Origin of the sequence: Pseudophaeobacter sp. EL27, assembly GCF_900313025.1 — a bacterium.
Taxonomy (GTDB): domain Bacteria; phylum Pseudomonadota; class Alphaproteobacteria; order Rhodobacterales; family Rhodobacteraceae; genus Pseudophaeobacter.
Window position 1 is genome coordinate 470,003 of the sequence record NZ_OMPQ01000015.1, and the last position, 16,584, is coordinate 486,586.

Consider the following 16,584-nt stretch of genomic DNA (forward strand, 5'->3'; position numbering starts at 1 on the left):
CATCTTCATTATTCAGGTCTACCGAGGGCGCATCTCACCCTCGGCAGGTTTCTCATCAAATCCGCGCCCATTGCCCTTTGGGGCAACGGGGCGGGTGGGTGGGCGTTGACCCAAAGGGCAATCAGAAAGCAGCCTCAACATCACCCATGCGCACATAGACCGATTTCACCTGGCTAAAATGCTTGATTGCTTCTTTGGAGTTCTCACGCCCCACACCAGAGGCTTTCACCCCGCCAAATGGTGCTTCAACAGGCGCGTCATTGTAGGAATTGATAAAGCAGCTACCGGCTTCCAGGTTGCCAATCACCCGGTGTGCACGGGTGAAGTCCCTGGTGAAGACGCCAGCCGAGAGGCCAAATTCGGTGTCATTGGCGCGGGCCACAACTTCTTCCTCGGTTTCAAAATCCAGCACCGACATGACCGGTCCAAAAATCTCTTCGCGGGCGATGGTCATATCATCGGTGACATCGGCAAAGACGGTGGGCTGCAGGTACCAGCCCGGCATGTCGCAGCGTGCACCGCCACAGATCAGCCGCGCGCCTTCGGCCTTGCCCTTCTCGATGTAGCCCAAAACGATATTCATCTGGTTTTCATTGACCATGGGACCAAAGCTGGTGGCCTCATCCATCGGGTCACCGATCACCGCATTGCCAGTCCGTTCCGCCAAGCGGGCCAGGAACTTTTCCTTGATACCTTTCTGGACAAAAACCCGCGTCCCATTTGAGCAAACCTGCCCGGAGGAGTAGAAATTGCCATTGATGGCGCCGCCCACGGCATTTTCGATATCGGCGTCATCAAAGACGATCATTGGCGATTTGCCACCCAGCTCCATGGTGACATGTTTCATATCCGCGGCAGCGGCGGCATAGACCTTTTTACCCGTGGGCACAGATCCGGTCAGCGAGACCTTGTCAACGCGCGGATCAGTGACCAGCGCGGCACCAACTTCGCCCATGCCCTGAACCACGTTGTAAACACCGGCAGGCAGACCCGCCTCATGCAGGATTTCGGCAACTTTCAAGGCACAGAGTGGTGTTGCCTCGGAGGGTTTGAACACCATGGTATTGCCACAGGCCAGCGCCGGCGCGCCCTTCCAGCAGGCGATCTGCGTCGGGTAGTTCCAGGCGCCAATGCCAACACAAAGCCCCAGGGCCTCGCGAATGGTATACACCCAGTCCTCACCCAATGGGATGTGCTCACCGGTGAGGCTGCCTGCCAGACCGCCAAAATACTCCAGCGCATCGGCACCCGAAGTGGCGTCTACCGCCAGGGTTTCCTGCATCGGTTTGCCAGTGTCATAGGTCTCCAGCACCGACAGCTCATGATTGCGTTCGCGGATAATGTCGGCAGCGCGGCGCAGAATGCGGCCCCGCTCGGTGCCGCTCATCTTGGCCCAGGCCTTTTGCGCGGCTTTGCCGCTTGCAAGTGCCTTCTCAACAATGGCGGGCGTGGCAGCATGGACGGTGGCAATCTGCTCGCCAGTGGCGGCATAGATCACCGGGATCGGCGTGCCAGCTGTGTCTTCTACATATTCGCCATTGATGAAATGGCTGGCGGTGGGTTGGGCTGGATGGGTCATTTTGAACTCACATCTGTTGTCATTCGAGAAGAAGGGTCGAAGAAAGGCTTACTCTCCACGCGGGAATCTTTTGTCCCCCTCTAGCGTGTCGAGATTCATATGATTGCGCATGTAGCGCTCGGATGCTTTTTGCAATGGCTGATAATCCCAGGGGTAATATCCCCCCTGCCGCAGGGCCTCATAAACCACCCAGCGGCACGCCTGACTGGCGCGAATATCGGCGTCAAACCGCGCCAGATCCCAACGCGCTTCAGATTTGGCCTTGAGCGTCTGCAGAGTGCCTGCATGAGCCGGATCATCAGCCAGGTTGCTCAGCTCCTTTGGGTCCGCCTCCAGATCAAACAGCTGGTCTGGATCAAGGCTGCAGCGATTGTATTTCCACTTGCCATAGCGCAGCGACACCAGTGGCGCATAAGAGGCCTCTGCGGCATATTCCATGGCCACCGGGCTGGTGCGTTCTTCGCCTTTGGCCAGCGGGCACAGATCCTCGCCATCGGTCCAGGGCGCGATCTCTTCCATTGGTAGGCCCGCAAGGGCGCCCAAGGTGGGATTCACATCCAGCGTTGACACAGGAGTTTCAACCAGACCGGCAGGCAGGTCGGGAGATGAAATCATTAGCGGCACACGGGCGGAACCCTCAAAGAAGCTCATCTTGAACCAGAGGCCACGCTCGCCCAGCATGTCGCCATGATCCGAGACAAAGAGGATGGTGGCCTCTTGCCTTGTGTCTTCCAATACCTGCAGGATCTCGCCGATTTTGTCATCGAGATATGAGATATTGGCGAAATAGGCCCGGCGGGCGCGTTTGATGTGATCTTCGGTGATGTCAAAGCTGCGCCAATCATTGGCGTCAAAAATCCGCTTGGCGTGATTGTCGTGGTCCTCGTAGTCCATCGCCGGAGTTTCGGGCAACAGATGAGCGCAATCCTCGTAGAGATCCCAGTATTTCTTACGCGCCACATAGGGGTCGTGGGGGTGGGTAAAACTGACGGTCAGCGCCCAGGGGCGGTCATCCAAGCCACGTGACAGCTCATAGAGCTTGGCGGTGGCATTATAAGCCACCTCGTCGTCGTATTCCATCTGGTTGGAGGTCTCGGCCACCCCTGCCCCGGTGACGGAGCCCATGTTGTGGTACCACCAGTCAATGCGCTCCCCAGGTTTGCGATAATCCGGCGTCCAGCCAAAATCGGCCGGGTAGATATCGGTGGTCAGGCGATCCTCAAACCCATGCAGCTGGTCGGGGCCGACAAAATGCATCTTACCGCTGAGGCAGGTGTAGTAGCCCGCACGACGCAGGTGATGGGCATAGGTGGGAATGTCAGAGCGGAACTCGGCAGCATTGTCATAGACGCCAGTGCGCGATGGCAGCTGGCCGGACATGAAAGAGGCACGCCCCGGCGCACAGAGCGGCGAAGCGGTATAGGCATTGGCAAAACGGGTCGAACGCGCGGCCAGTTTTTTCAGGTTTGGCGCATGTAGCCACTCGGCCGGACCATCCGGGAAAAGTGTCCCGTTTAACTGATCAACCATCAGAACCAGAATATTTGGCTTTGTCATCCGCGTCGTTTCCCGTGTTTGGGGGCCTGGCCCGATTTCAGTTCGATCAGTCTAAGCACTCCCAAAAGGAGAGATACTCAATTTGCGTCATTTCTGGCGCGCCGCCCCCCTATCACACGACAGGGAGGCGGGAAGTCAAAGCGGATCAGTGAACAGTATCGATCCGGTGGAAGTCGAGGGTGTTTTCCTCTGGCGAGGATTTGATGCTCATCACCTCTTTGCGCTTGAACAGAATGATGTAGGCAAGGCAAGAAATGTAGAGCCCGATCACCACGGTCCCGACCCATTGGATCTGCAGCCATTGGCTTTGGAACAGCAGGGTAAGCACAAACAGGGCCACCGCATTGCCCAGCACGTAAGGCAGGGTGCCAAAACGCTCAGCCGAGAGTTTCAGGTTGTCGGTATACAGGCGGATCAGCGAGTCAAACGAGTTGATCACGAAGAGAATGCCCACAACGGTCATCGACCAGTTCACCAGCCCAGCAGTTGGGATCGCGTTCAGGTGATAGAAATAGAGCACCGAGAACCATGTCGCCAGCGGAATGGAGGGGAAGATCAGCAGGGCTGCAAGCAGCTGCCAGGTCTTCAGGCCACCGACAAAGCGCGAGGTGAACTGACCAATCATGATCGACCAGGCAAACCACCAGAACAGGTAGAATTCATGGTAGTCGGTCAGCGGCAGCACGAATTTGTGGATATTGGCGAAGTAGCCACCGATATTGCTAGCGGTGCCAAAGAACTCACCCACCCCCATGCCTGCGTTCACCCACATACCAAGGATCAGCGCGATAAACAGGAAGGTGGAGCCCACCGACAGAACCCGCACATATTTGATGTCGGTCGAGGAATAGGCAGCAACCAGGATCACCAGGAAACAGATGATGTAGAAGGCCGGCAGGATGCTCTCACCATCGCCAACTTCGGCAATGTAATAAGGCATGTAGATCAGGAACAACGCGCCGGTAAAAGCACAGGTGGTGATGATCACCAGGTTGTTGATGAACTTCACGATGCCGATCTCAAAGAACTTCACCCGTGGCTCGATCACGCAGAAGTAAAATGCGGTCAGGAAGTAGAAAGCCCAGATCAGAAAACCCCAAAAACCAAACTCAAGTGCCAGCGGGTTGGTGAACCCATAAGCAGGCTCGGTCGCGACATCCGCATAGAGCGGATAGTCAAAGGCCAGCGGGAACATGATCAGACCAACGTCCAGGCCCGATGTGAACAAGATTGCGATGAAGGTGAACAGCGGTACCGGGGTGACCCCGACGTTTGGCAAGTTCCACCACTTGGCGGTGCAGAAGATTACCAGCGCAAATGCCAGCAAAACGCCTACAGAAATGATGAGTGTCATATGTCCCTCCCATGACGGGCTTTGGGCGCCCTTGAACATGGAAGGAGCTTCTAGCACGAAAACCTATTTCCCCAAACATTTTTCTAAATCATCATTCAAGTTTTGATTTGAAACATCAACTGTTGAAACCTTCTTCCAAGTAACGCAAAACTTCACCATGGGAAGAAAACGTATTAGAGACATTCGCAACGAAGAACTGATCGAAGCCACCATCGTGGCGGTTCACAAACGCGGTTACTCTGTTGTTACTATGGCAGAAATCGCGCAGGAAGCCGGTGCTTCAGCAGCCTCGATCAACTATTACTTCGGATCCAAGGAAGGCCTGATGGAGGCCACTATGCGGCATTTGCTGCGCAAATTGCGCATCGCCATGATCGAAGGCTACAGCGCTGCACGGACCCCAAAAGAGCGGCTATATGCGGTGATGAATGCCAATTTCTCGGATGCGCTTTTCACCGTGCCGCAGTGCAGTATCTGGATGCAGTTCTGGGCCAATGCCCCCTATTCGCCCCGTCTGGCGCGGCTGCATCGAATCAACCGCACCCGTGTACGCAGCCATGTACGGGCCGAATTGGCCAATCTGCTGCCTGCTGAACGTGTCGAAACAGCGCGCAGTGCGTTGCAATGCTACATGGATGGTGTCTGGCTGGAAGCGGCGCAATCAGACTGCAGCGTTCAGGCCTATGCCGCGCGGCGCGCGGCACATCAGGTGGTGGATCTGACCCTCTCTTAGGTCTCTCCCCCGAGCAAATGTGATGGTTTCAACTCTGCTCCAAGCCCACACAGGCACAGGCTCAAGTGACCCGGCTACTGTGACAACTCTAACCTGCGGTAGCGCAATTCTGTGCCTCTGGGCAGGTAGACCAGCTCCAACACATTTTTCGACACCGCCTTGATTTCATAGCAAAGCCCGGTCCCGCCCTGATTGTCCCAGGTATATAGATAGGCCTCGTGACCTTCATGCTCACCGCAGAACGGCATCACCGATAGGTATTCCTGCGAGGTCGGTGTACCAGCGTAAACGTTCTGCCGCCCACCACCCAGAATAGTAAATTGATCATTGCGATCACTCTCGGATCTCCAGTCGCCTTGAAGCTGCTGTAGAACCCTGTCCGCATCACTTGGCGCCCGTTCTTGTGCGGAACGCAGGACCAGCTCAACTGAGAGGTCGTATAGGCCAACCCAATCGCCTTGGATCTGCACAGGCGTGCCTTTTCTCATCCGCCGCAAGGTTTTGAACACCTCGGCGGGTGTTCTGTTGTCCTCGACCACAGTGAAAACCCGTCCCGCACCAACCAGATTGCAAAACTGGACGCCCCCCCGGAACATTTGGCTGCATTCATGAAACAGCGCCGCTCCGGAGAAAGGAGAGCCCCAGGTTCCCGGTTCAAATCCCGTCTCTGCAACAGAGGGGCCGGAGTGGGTGCTCAGGTACTGGCGGTGCTCCTTACTTCCGAGGCCAGTGTCGATCTTGGCAAAATAGGTTTTTGCATAGCCACGCGCCTCACAATCGTTGTCTCCACCGATGGTGAAAAGGGCCTGCTGGGTGCAAAAAGAAAGCCGATCGTGGCGAAATTTTTGGCCCTTGCCCTTGGCGTGAAAATAGTAAAACCGATACTGCAGATCTTCCTGTATCGCCGTCACGCAGGCGGTGGGCTCCAATGTCCACCAACCTTCAGAAACCCAGCGACCATCCTGTTTGTAACCAACTGCCACATCCTGAGGCACATCTGTATCATTGCAGATTTCCAACCCAGCCCAGGCCGGGCCGACAAATCCGCACAGCAGAAGCGCAAGCGCAACTGGATGTATTACTGTCCGCCAGAACATTGGCAATAGTTCCTGATATTCAAACAAGCATCCTTGCTAGTTTCAAAATGTAACAGTTTTACGAAGCCTAAACCTTTGTCGCTGCGTCCGGTGGCGTGATTGCCCGTCTTTTTAACATAGCTTCGCGCCAGGTGATAAAACTGATGGCAGCCAGGATCAGCCCTCCCCCCAGAACGACCCAGATATCCACAGGCTCGGAAAACACCAAAGCTCCAAGTAATGTCGCCCAAATCAGTTGAAGAAAGGTAACTGGTTGCGTCACGGTCACAGGCGCCGCGGCAAAGGCCAGCGTCATGGTGAAATGTCCAGCGGTGGCAAAACAGGCCACAGCAAAGAGAATAGCCAGTTCCTGCAGGGTTGGCGTAACCCAGACTGCCAGGGCAAAAGGCGCCAGCCCCAATGTTACCCAGATCGACAGCATCGCCACCACAACCACCGGATTGGTTCCATCCACGGTAAACTTGGCGAGCAGATATGACGCCCCAAAAGCCAGGGCGGTAAACAGCATGGCGATATGGCCCGGGGAGATCTCTCGAAACCCAGGGCGCAGAATGATCACCGCTCCGATCAAGGCCACAAGAACCGCTGCAATCCGCCGCAAAGCCAGTTTTTCACCCAGAAACAGGGCTGCCCCCAGGGTCACATAGACTGGCGACAGATAGTTCATTGCCGTCACCTCGGCCAATGGGATCTGGGTCATGGCAAAGAACCACAAGATAACGCCACCTGAATGCACCACCCCCCGGCTGGCAAACAACATCCAAAGCTTTGGCGTCAGCCTGGCGTTGCGCAGGCTGCCAATCATCGGAATGAGAAACACCAGCCCCAGCAGATACCGCAGGAAGGCCGATTCCGCGGGCGGAATGCGATCTCCAAGGAATTTCACCAGCGCCGTTACCGCGACAAAGCAAAGCCCTGTCGTAAACATCCAGAAAACACCAACCAGTGGGTGTTTGCTGCTCCGTGCTTGTTCAACCTGCTTGTTCATAGGGGTGACAGAACACCCATTCGACGCTTCACACAACCCTTCACAAGTAAATCACCTCACCTGATATTATTTATCCCCGACCTCCCTGCAGCAGCTTGTCCCGCAGGTTGCAGGTCACATCTGGATAAGCTTGAACGCAATGGCCCACATGGTCAGCCCGATCAGAACATCCAGCACCTGCCAAGCGCGGGGGCGGGCAAAGATTGGAGCCAACAGACTGGCCCCATAGCCCAGAGAAAAGAAAAAGGTGAAGCTGGAAATAACTGCCCCAAGGCCAAACACCAACGGATCGGCGTATTGCGCTGAAATCGACCCCAGCAGAACCACCGTGTCCAGATAGACATGCGGGTTCAGCCAGGTCAGGGCCAGAACCGTCGCCAGCACCGGCATGAGCGGTCGCTCACCGCCGCCTTCACCAGCTTCAAGTGCCTCACCACCCCGCCAGGCCGCCAGCAGGCTACGTGCGCCATACCAGATCAGAAAGGTCGCGCCGCCAAACCGCATCACCGGCTCGAACCAGGGAAAGGCCTGGGCCAAAGAGCCAAAGCCCAGAACGCCCGCAGCAATCAACAGAGCATCCGAAGTGGCACAGGTCAGGCAGATCCAAAACAAATGCTGACGGCGCAGCCCCTGACGCAGCACAAAGGCATTCTGCGCGCCAATCGCAAGGATAAGGCTGAAGCCAAGGCCAAAACCGGCGAACAGACTGGGCGGGAGCAATGAGACTAGGGGCATTTATCAGGAGCCTTCGGGCTGGAGCTTTTGGTTTTGCGATTTTGAAGGTCACAGCCGGCATCACGGCCCAGACCTTGGCTTTGACTACCCCGCGCAAAAGGCGTAGTAAAATTAATCATGATAACTCAAAGTAAGAGTTGCTAATGAAGTTTGACCCCAATCACCTCTCAGCCCTGGCAGCCGTCTTGCGCCTGGGCACATTTGAGGCCGCAGCCCATAGCCTCTCGGTGACGCCCTCGGCGGTGTCGCAGCGGATCAAGGCGCTGGAGGAGCGGGTTGGCACCGCTTTGGTCAAACGCGGCCTGCCCTGCACCGGGACGGAGGCCGGGCTGCGGCTGGCAAAACATGCAGAGGACGTTGCAGTGCTGGAAGGGTTGGTCTCCAGCGAATTGTCACTGGACCAGGACAGCCAGGAGACGCCGCCGCATCTGCGCATCGCGGTCAATGCAGACAGCCTGGCAACCTGGTTCATCGCTGCCATGGCTGCAACACCTGGTCTGTTGTTTGATTTGGTCATTGATGATCAGGACCACAGCGCCGACTGGCTGAAACGGGGCGAGGTCTCAGCCGCGATCACCAGCCACAGCGCCCCGGTTACAGGCTGCAATGCCAAATCCCTCGGTGCGATGCGCTATGAGGCCAGCGCCAGCCCGGCCTTCATGGAAAAATGGTTCAGCAAGGGGCTTACCCCTGAAACACTGGCACGTGCGCCCTGTCTGATCTTTAACGCCAAGGATGCCCTGCAGCGCCGTTGGCTGCTCCGGTATTTTGACCAGGAGATCACACCGCCTGCACATTTCATCCCCTCCACCCAAGGATTTGCCGATGCAGCGGAGGCGGGATTGGGCTGGGGCATGAACCCGGTGATACTGATCGAGCGCGCGCTGAAATCCGGCAGCCTGGTGCCGCTTTTGCCTGACAGCGCATTGGAGATTGATCTGACATGGCAGGTGAGCCGGGTCATGTCTTCAGCGCTGGCACCATTGACGCGCGCGGTGCTAAGCTCGGCCAGACAGCATCTGATCCAATCCCCTGCCCTGCGGGGTTAGATCCTTCTCAATCCCCTACAGGAGCCCTGCAATGTTCGCCAAATCCGCCCTCACCTATGCGCCTCAGCCACTGCCAGATCGCGCGGATTACTCTGATGCGGAGATGCAGATCCGGGCTGCGGACTACCTCGCCCATATGCAACGGCGTCACACGGTGCGGGATTTCACCCCCCAGCCGATTGCCCGCGAGGTGATCGAGCTCTGCCTCAAAACCGCCGGCACCGCCCCCTCCGGCGCCAATCATCAGCCCTGGCATTTTGTTGCCATTGCCAATCCCGCCTTGAAACAGCAGATCCGTGACGAGGCCGAGGAAGAGGAACGACGGTTCTATGCGGGGGGCGCCGGAGATGAGTGGATCAAAGCCCTAGAGCCCATCGGCACCACCGCTGACAAACCACATCTGACCACCGCGCCCTGGCTGATTGTGGTCTTTGCCCAGCGCTGGGGAGAGTTCGACGATGGCACCCGGTACAAGAACTACTACGTTCCCGAAAGCGTCAATATCGCGACCGGGTTCTTGCTGGCAGCGCTGCACAATGCCGGGCTTTGCAGTCTGACCCATACGCCCAACCCGATGAAGTTCCTGAATGCAGCGCTTGGACGTCCTGCGTCGGAAAAACCCACCATGATCATTGCCGTGGGGCACCCCAGTCAGGCGGCCACCGTGCCGGGTGTTGCCAAGCTGAAAAAACCACTTGCAGACATCTCAACGGTTTTTGAATGAGCCATCAGCTCTCCACTCCTTTTGATCTGTTCAATGAGGGCTGAGCCGCGCAGTCTGGGCGCCAGCCTGGTCTGGCACATCCTGCTGCCACGCGGGCTGACGCTGCTGCTGTGGTGGGGCGTCAATCAGCTGTTCCAAATGCCACCCGGCCTGGTCTGGGCATTGATTGCACTGGACATGCTCTGCCTGATCTGGGTCAGCCGGGCACATCTACGGGCTGCGGATGCCCATATGCTCAGTTCAGGTGCCATGGCGCCGATCTGGGGCGGATATCTGCTATTGGCGCTCACCGTACTGGCGGCACTGTCACTTTGGTGGCAAGCCTTGCTGATCGCCAACCGCCCGCCCGAAGGGCTGAGCTATGCTGAACAACGTGCCCAAGATCGTGCCCAGCGCTACAGCCTGACACGCTCGGCTGAAGGTGACGTGCTGATCTTTACCGGTGAGGTGACCTTTGGCCTGACCAAGGCCATCAAGGCGCAGCTGGAGCGCCACCCAGAGGTACGGCAGATTCACCTCACCAGCCCCGGCGGCCATATCTATGAGGCGCGCGGTACCGCCAAACTCATCCAGGCACAGGGGATTTCCACCTTTGCGCCGGGTCTTTGCGCCTCGGCCTGCACCCTGATGTTTGCTGCCGGGTCTGCGCGCAGCCTGGGCTCTGACGGGCAGCTCGGCTTTCATGGCTATTCTCTTGAGATATTTGGTGGCCTGCCACAGATTGACCTGATGGCGGAACAGCGCAAGGACGGGGATTACCTGATCTCACAGGGCCTCAGCCCTGGCTTCGTCGAACAGATCTACGCCACAGCCGCGACCGAGATGTGGTTTCCCAACCTGCAGGAGTTGCAAGCAAACGGTGTGCTGATCCCTGAGTGAGCAGAGCGACAATTCGCTTTCTTTACGCCCACAGAGCCCCTAGCCTGCCTTGCATCACGTCATTCGGGAGCGTAGCACATGACCAGGCAGGATCTGCATCGGCGCGCGCTGATCACCACAGGCCTGACCTATGCAGCGACACGGCTGTTTTCCAGCACAGGAGCACAGGCCATGACCGGGGCCTCTCACGGGCATCGGGTTCCCGCCGAAGAGGCCCCGCATCAGCGATGCTTCATGCAATGGCCCGTCAATCGCCGGGTTCACTTCGATCCGGTGTTTCTCGAGATGACGCAACAAGTGATCGCGGATATTGCCAATACAATTGCCGAGTTCGAACCCGTCACCCTGCTGGCAGGCAAAGAGGATCAGCCATCGGCACGGCGTTTACTCTCTGCAGCGGTGGAGCTTTGGGACATTCCCACCGAAGACCTCTGGTGCCGCGATTCCGGCCCCCTTTTTGTGACCAACCCGCAGGGAGATCTCGCCGTCAGTCACATCAAGTTCAATGGCTGGGGCGGAAAGCAGATCCACAAACGCGATGGTCGTATTGCCGCCGAGGTAGCCCGACGCCTTGGTCTGCCGCTATTGGAAAGCGGTCTCAGAGGCGAAGCCGGCGGAGTGGAACAGGATGGCCACGGGCTGCTGATGGCCCATGAGAGCTCCTGGGTGAACCCAAACCGCAACCCTGGACTAACCCGCAGCGAGGTTGAGGCAGCTTTGCTAGCCGCCTATGGGGCGGAGCGAATGATCTGGAGCCCTGGCGTGAAAGGTGAGGACATTACCGATTATCATATTGACGCGCTGGCCCGGTTCACTGGCCCAGGCCGCGTGCTGATGAACCTGCCCCAAACCCCGGACCCAGAGGATCCTTTCCATCTGGCAGCCCAGGAAACCCATAACCGCCTGCTGGGTGCCGGTTTGCAGGTCGATGTAATCCCCGAACCCGAAAGGCGACGGGTCGACAGCTTTGACTTTGTCGCCTCCTACGCCAATTACTATGTTTGTAATGGCGGCGTGGTGGCGGCACAGTTTGGCGACCCTGAAACCGACGCCATCGCCAAGGAGGCGCTGCAGCGCCACTACCCGGGTCGAGAAGTAATCATGCTTGATGTGGATCCGCTTGGAGAACTTGGTGGCGGCATTCACTGCGCCACCCAGCAAATGCCTGCCGTCTAAAGCTGCTATTCCTCATGGCAAAGAAAAAGCCCCCGACTGATCGGAGGCTTTTGCGGCTGTCCGAAGGATGGGCAGCTCAATCAACAGGGGCAGATCAGAGCTGCGCCATTACCTCATCAGAGGCTTCAAAGTTGGTGGTGACGCGCTGCACGTCGTCGTCATCTTCCAACGCATCCACCAGCTTCATCAGCTTTTGCATGCCTTCCAGATCCAGCTCGGTGGTGGTGGTCGGCTTCCAGACCAGCTTGGTGCTCTCAGATTCGCCCAACTCGGCCTCCAGCGCGTTGGACACATCGTTCAGATCGCTGTCTTCGCAATAGATGATGTGGCCATCATCAGAGGATTCAACATCCTCGGCGCCAGCCTCGATTGCGGCCATCATCACCGTGTCGGCATCGCCCACTTCGGGTTTGTAGGTCACTTCGCCTTTGCGATCGAACATAAAGCCAACCGAGCCGGTTTCGCCCAGGTTGCCGCCGTTTTTGGAGAAGGTCGAACGCACAGTCGAGGCAGTGCGATTCTTGTTGTCTGTCATAGTTTCGACGATGACAGCGACACCGCTGGGGCCATAGCCCTCATAGCGGATTTCATCATAGTTTTCCGCGTCGCCACCAATCGCCTTTTTGATGGCACGTTCAATAACGTCCTTGGGCACTGATTGGCTTTTGGCCTCTTTTACGGCCATCCGCAGACGCGGATTTTTATCGACGTCAGGGTCGCCCATTTTGGCGGCCACGGTGATCTCCTTGGCCAGCTTGGAAAACAGTTTTGACCGCACAGCGTCCTGACGGCCTTTGCGATGCTGAATGTTTGCCCATTTTGAGTGGCCTGCCATGGTAGATCCTTTGTCTCGTGCATGCTTGAGTTGGCGCTCATATAGCCTGTGGCAGGGGCGGCTTTCAAGCACTGCTGACATGCGGCCTCAAACCGAGGCAATATCAGCCTGTAAACCCAGTGTCGTCTTGCCCCTCTGGCACCAATGACTAGAGTGGCGCCATGACATTTGAACAGACTGCATTGTTTGCCATCTTCGCCGCCGTCTTTGGCATGTTCCTCTGGGGACGCTTTCGCTACGATATCGTTGCCTTCTCGGCGCTGATGATCGCGGTGGTCATGGGGCTGGTGCCCACCAAAGACGCCTTCTCCGGCTTTGGCCATCCGGCGACATTGGTGGTGGCACTGGTGCTGATCGTCTCTGCCGGGCTGGTGCGCTCTGGTGCAGTCTTTCTGATCACCCGCACATTGGTGGACAGCACCCGCAGCCTTGGCAGCCATATCGGATTGATGGGTGGCATCGGCGCGGTGCTGTCAGCCTTTATGAACAACGTCGCGGCGCTGGCCCTGTTGATGCCAGTGGATGTCCAGACCGCCCGCAAGGCCGGACGGGCGCCGGGCCTCAGCCTGATGCCGCTTTCCTTTGCCACCATTTTGGGCGGCATGGCGACACTTATTGGCACCCCGCCCAATATCATCATCGCCTCGATCCGGCAGGAAACCATGGGCGAGCCCTTTGCAATGTTTGATTTTGCCCCCGTGGGCGGAATTACTGCCCTTGCCGGGCTTGCCTTTGTGGCGCTGATCGGCTGGCGCCTGATCCCGCAGCGCGACACAGAGACCGGCAACTCCGAGGCGCAACTGGCTGACTACATTGCAGAACTGACGGTTCCTGAAGGCTCCAAACTGATCGGCAAGCGCCTGGGCACGCTCGACAAAGAGGCCGAGCAGGCGGATATTGCCATTCTGGGGCTGATCCGCGAAGGCAAGCGCCGCTATGGCCGCTCGGCTGGGGCCATGCTGCAGGCTGGTGATACCCTGGTGATCGAGGCTACGCCCGAGGCCCTGGATGAGTTTCGAACCTCGCTGTCGCTGAATTTCTCTGACGCGGCGCGCCAGGAAAAGCTCACCGCCGCTGGCGAGGGATTGGAAGTGATCGAAGTGGTGGTTCCGGAAACCGCCCGCATCAATGGCCGCTCTGCCCAGTCATTGGGATTGGCTTGGCGGCAAAGCACCGTGTTGCTGGGACTGTCACGTCAGGGTCGGCGTTTGACCAACCACATCCGCCAGACAGAAATTGAAGCCGGAGACATCCTGTTGCTGCTCTGCCCCCGCGACCGGGGCGCGGATGTCACCGAATGGCTGGGCTGCCTGCCCCTGGCCGAACGTGGCCTGGCAGTAACCGCCAATGACAAGACCTGGGCCGCAATCGGACTGTTTGCACTCGCCGTGCTCGCCGCCTCTTTGGGGCTGGTCTATCTGCCAGTGGCCTTGGGGCTGGTGGTTGTTGGCTATGTGCTGATCAAAGTGCTGCCCGTGGCGGAAATCTATGATCACGTGGAATGGCCGGTGGTTGTGCTGTTGGGCTCGATGATTCCCCTTGGGGCTGCCCTGGATTCGTCAGGCGGGACCGCCCTGATTGCCAATGGGCTGATTGACCTCACCGCCGGTCTGCCCTCCTGGATGGTGCTGACCGTGCTGATGGTCGTCACCATGACCCTGTCGGATGTATTGAACAATACCGCCACCGCAATTGTTGCCGCCCCCGTTGGCATTCAGATGGCCAACACGTTGGAGGTGTCGCCGGATCCGTTCTTGATGGCGGTCGCCGTGGCCGCCTCTGCCGCCTTCCTCACCCCGATTGGGCATAAGAACAACACTCTGGTCCTGGGACCCGGAGGCTATCGCTTTGGCGACTACTGGCGCATGGGACTGCCGCTGGAAATCCTGGTGATTGCGGTCTCGATCCCCTCCATTCTGGTGTTTTGGCCAATATGACTCCACCACGCTCCGTTCTGTGGTGCCATGCCCCAGAACAAAGACTGCCCCCACGGCAAAGTGTTGAAACAATTGCCCCCTACCACCGGCTTCGCTTAGGCTGGGCCAAACCGGAGGACGGGAGACACAGATGGGCGACAGTACAGATACCCACGCGGATGCGATCATAGTTGGCGCTGGCATTGCCGGGCTGACAGCGGCCTGTGAGCTGGGGGATCGGGGCAAGCGGGTCATCCTGCTGGATCAGGAACCTGCACATTTCCTGGGTGGACAGGCTCATTGGAGCCTGGGTGGCTTGTTCATGATCGACACCCCGGAGCAGCGGCGCATGGGAATCAAGGATTGCCACGATCTGGCGCGACGGGATTGGATGGGCAGCGCCCAGTTTGACCGCACCGAGGATGATTGGCCCAAACAATGGGCCCGCGCCTATCTGGATTTTGCTGCCACTGAAATGCGCCCCTGGCTGCATGAAATGGGCATGCGCTGGTTTCCCATCGTTGGCTGGGCCGAACGCGGCGGCAGCAGTGCGGAGGCCCATGGCAACTCAGTCCCACGCTTTCATGTGACCTGGGGTACCGGACCCGGGGTGGTTGCGCCTTTTGCCGCCCGTCTTGAGGCCCATGTTGCTGCTGGTCGGGTCATCACCCGATTTCGCCATCAGGTCAGCCATATAATCGTGCAGGCGGGCGAGGTCAAAGGTGTCTCTGGTGAAGTTCTGGCCGCAGATGCAGCCCCCCAGGGCGCACGCACAAACCGCCAGGAAATTGGCGAGTTTGAAGTCTATGCCCCCTCGGTCATCGTCGCCTCAGGCGGCATCGGCGGCAATTTTGAATTGGTGCGCAAAAACTGGCCACGTGAACGTTTGGGCGCGCCGCCCAAAAACATGGTTGCCGGTGTGCCCTTCCATGTGGACGGGCGCATGATCCCCATTGCCGAGACCGCAGGCGGGCATGTGATCAATGGCGACCGCATGTGGCACTATACCGAAGGGCTGCGCAACTGGGATCCTATCTGGCCAAACCACGGCATTCGCGTCCTGCCGGGACCCTCCTCGATGTGGTTTGACGCCAATGGAGACCGGCTGCAGCCCCCCTGCCTGCCCGGTTTTGACACCCTGGCGACCCTGAAGGAGATCCTGAAAACCGGGCAGGACTACAGCTGGTTTGTCCTCAGCCAGAAAATCATCGAAAAGGAATTTGCCCTGTCGGGCTCCGAACAGAACCCAGACCTGACCTCGGGCAAATGGATGGAGGTGATCCGTGCGCGCCTGATGTCGCGCGGCGGTGCCCCGGCTCCGGTGGAGGCTTTCAAGAAGCACGGAAAGGATTTTGTTATCGCTGACACCCTGGCAGAACTGGTCGAAGGCATGAACCGAATTGCCGAAGTACCACTGGACGAAACCCATCTGCGCCGCCAGATCGAGGCGCGCGATGCGCAGATGGACAATCCCTTTGCCAAAGATGCCCAAGTGATTGCAATCAATGCCGCCCGCAACTATCGCGGCGACCGGCTGATCCGCACGGCAAAGCCGCATCGCATTCTGGATCGCAAAAACGGCCCATTGATCGCTGTACGGCTCAACATTCTGACCCGCAAGACCCTGGGCGGGCTACAGACCAACCTCGACAGCCAAATGGTGGGGGCAGATGGCACTGCAGTGCCAGGACTGTTTGCCATTGGTGAAGCAGCTGGCTTTGGCGGTGGAGGCTATCACGGCTATAACGCCTTGGAAGGAACTTTCCTTGGTGGCTGCCTGTTCTCCGGCCGACAGGCTGGGCGTTCTGATCTGATCGCCTGAATCCCCACGCCGATGTCTATCCGCGGCCTCTCGATGAGGCCAAAACCACACTCTTCATGTCCCCCGGTTGAACTCAGCGGATCATCCCATTTTCACTTGGCGTCAAATATCCCGGGGGGAGCGCCCCCGGCGCGAGGGGG

14 protein-coding genes are annotated in these 16,584 nt (G+C 58.1%); 7 read left to right on the top strand and 7 right to left on the bottom strand.

The window, feature by feature from the left end; all coding sequences use genetic code 11:
* Positions 1 to 121 precede the first annotated feature (121 nt).
* The 3 genes from betB to ED661_RS20730 all read right to left on the bottom strand — a co-directional run bounded on the left by betB (position 122) and on the right by ED661_RS20730 (position 4,490).
* Complete coding sequence (gene betB / locus ED661_RS20720; protein ID WP_122076735.1) at positions 122 to 1,579, bottom strand: betaine-aldehyde dehydrogenase; 1,458 nt, start codon at positions 1,577 to 1,579, stop codon at positions 122 to 124.
* A gap of 48 nt (positions 1,580 to 1,627) precedes the next feature.
* On the bottom strand, positions 1,628 to 3,136 hold the full coding sequence (betC, locus tag ED661_RS20725; RefSeq protein ID WP_122076738.1) for a choline-sulfatase: 1,509 nt from the start codon (positions 3,134 to 3,136) through the stop codon (positions 1,628 to 1,630).
* A 145-nt stretch (positions 3,137 to 3,281) separates the two neighbouring features.
* Positions 3,282 to 4,490 (bottom strand): BCCT family transporter, encoded by a 1,209-nt coding sequence (locus ED661_RS20730; RefSeq protein WP_122076741.1) that lies wholly within the window; start codon positions 4,488 to 4,490, stop codon positions 3,282 to 3,284.
* Between the two features lie 157 nt (positions 4,491 to 4,647).
* Between ED661_RS20730 and betI the strand changes: the two genes are divergently transcribed.
* Positions 4,648 to 5,223, top strand: a complete 576-nt coding sequence (betI, locus tag ED661_RS20735; RefSeq protein ID WP_122076743.1) for a transcriptional regulator BetI — start codon at positions 4,648 to 4,650, stop codon at positions 5,221 to 5,223.
* A 74-nt stretch (positions 5,224 to 5,297) separates the two neighbouring features.
* Here betI and ED661_RS20740 read toward each other — a convergent pair whose 3' ends face one another.
* From ED661_RS20740 to ED661_RS20750, 3 genes are all read right to left on the bottom strand, one after another.
* Positions 5,298 to 6,320: a DUF1036 domain-containing protein gene (locus tag ED661_RS20740; RefSeq protein ID WP_162930211.1), complete on the bottom strand. Its 1,023-nt coding sequence runs from the start codon at positions 6,318 to 6,320 to the stop codon at positions 5,298 to 5,300.
* Positions 6,321 to 6,387: 67 nt separating this feature from the next.
* Positions 6,388 to 7,308 carry a DMT family transporter gene (locus ED661_RS20745; protein ID WP_162930212.1) on the bottom strand — a complete coding sequence of 307 codons (921 nt, stop codon included), beginning with the start codon at positions 7,306 to 7,308 and terminating at the stop codon, positions 6,388 to 6,390.
* A gap of 114 nt (positions 7,309 to 7,422) precedes the next feature.
* Entirely contained in the window at positions 7,423 to 8,043 is a 621-nt protein-coding gene (locus ED661_RS20750; protein WP_122076749.1) for a LysE/ArgO family amino acid transporter, read from the bottom strand.
* A 143-nt stretch (positions 8,044 to 8,186) separates the two neighbouring features.
* Between ED661_RS20750 and ED661_RS20755 the strand changes: the two genes are divergently transcribed.
* The 4 genes from ED661_RS20755 to ED661_RS20770 all read left to right on the top strand — a co-directional run bounded on the left by ED661_RS20755 (position 8,187) and on the right by ED661_RS20770 (position 11,871).
* Positions 8,187 to 9,092: a LysR family transcriptional regulator ArgP gene (locus tag ED661_RS20755; RefSeq protein ID WP_122076752.1), complete on the top strand. Its 906-nt coding sequence runs from the start codon at positions 8,187 to 8,189 to the stop codon at positions 9,090 to 9,092.
* A 31-nt stretch (positions 9,093 to 9,123) separates the two neighbouring features.
* A complete protein-coding gene (locus ED661_RS20760) occupies positions 9,124 to 9,816 on the top strand; it encodes a nitroreductase family protein (protein WP_122076754.1) in 693 nt (230 codons plus the stop codon).
* A gap of 33 nt (positions 9,817 to 9,849) precedes the next feature.
* Positions 9,850 to 10,695 (top strand): hypothetical protein, encoded by an 846-nt coding sequence (locus tag ED661_RS20765; RefSeq protein WP_122076757.1) that lies wholly within the window; start codon positions 9,850 to 9,852, stop codon positions 10,693 to 10,695.
* Between the two features lie 78 nt (positions 10,696 to 10,773).
* Positions 10,774 to 11,871 (top strand): agmatine deiminase family protein, encoded by a 1,098-nt coding sequence (locus ED661_RS20770; protein ID WP_122076760.1) that lies wholly within the window; start codon positions 10,774 to 10,776, stop codon positions 11,869 to 11,871.
* A gap of 94 nt (positions 11,872 to 11,965) precedes the next feature.
* On the opposite strand, the gene ED661_RS20775 is transcribed toward ED661_RS20770, so the two are convergent.
* Positions 11,966 to 12,706 (bottom strand): YebC/PmpR family DNA-binding transcriptional regulator, encoded by a 741-nt coding sequence (locus ED661_RS20775; protein WP_122076763.1) that lies wholly within the window; start codon positions 12,704 to 12,706, stop codon positions 11,966 to 11,968.
* A 161-nt stretch (positions 12,707 to 12,867) separates the two neighbouring features.
* Here ED661_RS20775 and ED661_RS20780 point away from each other — a divergent pair, with 161 nt between their 5' ends.
* Together ED661_RS20780 and ED661_RS20785 are read left to right on the top strand one after the other, a co-directional pair.
* Positions 12,868 to 14,643 (top strand): SLC13 family permease, encoded by a 1,776-nt coding sequence (locus tag ED661_RS20780; protein WP_122076767.1) that lies wholly within the window; start codon positions 12,868 to 12,870, stop codon positions 14,641 to 14,643.
* Positions 14,644 to 14,773: 130 nt separating this feature from the next.
* Positions 14,774 to 16,444 (top strand): FAD-binding dehydrogenase, encoded by a 1,671-nt coding sequence (locus ED661_RS20785; protein WP_122076771.1) that lies wholly within the window; start codon positions 14,774 to 14,776, stop codon positions 16,442 to 16,444.
* The last annotated feature ends 140 nt before the right edge of the window (positions 16,445 to 16,584 follow it).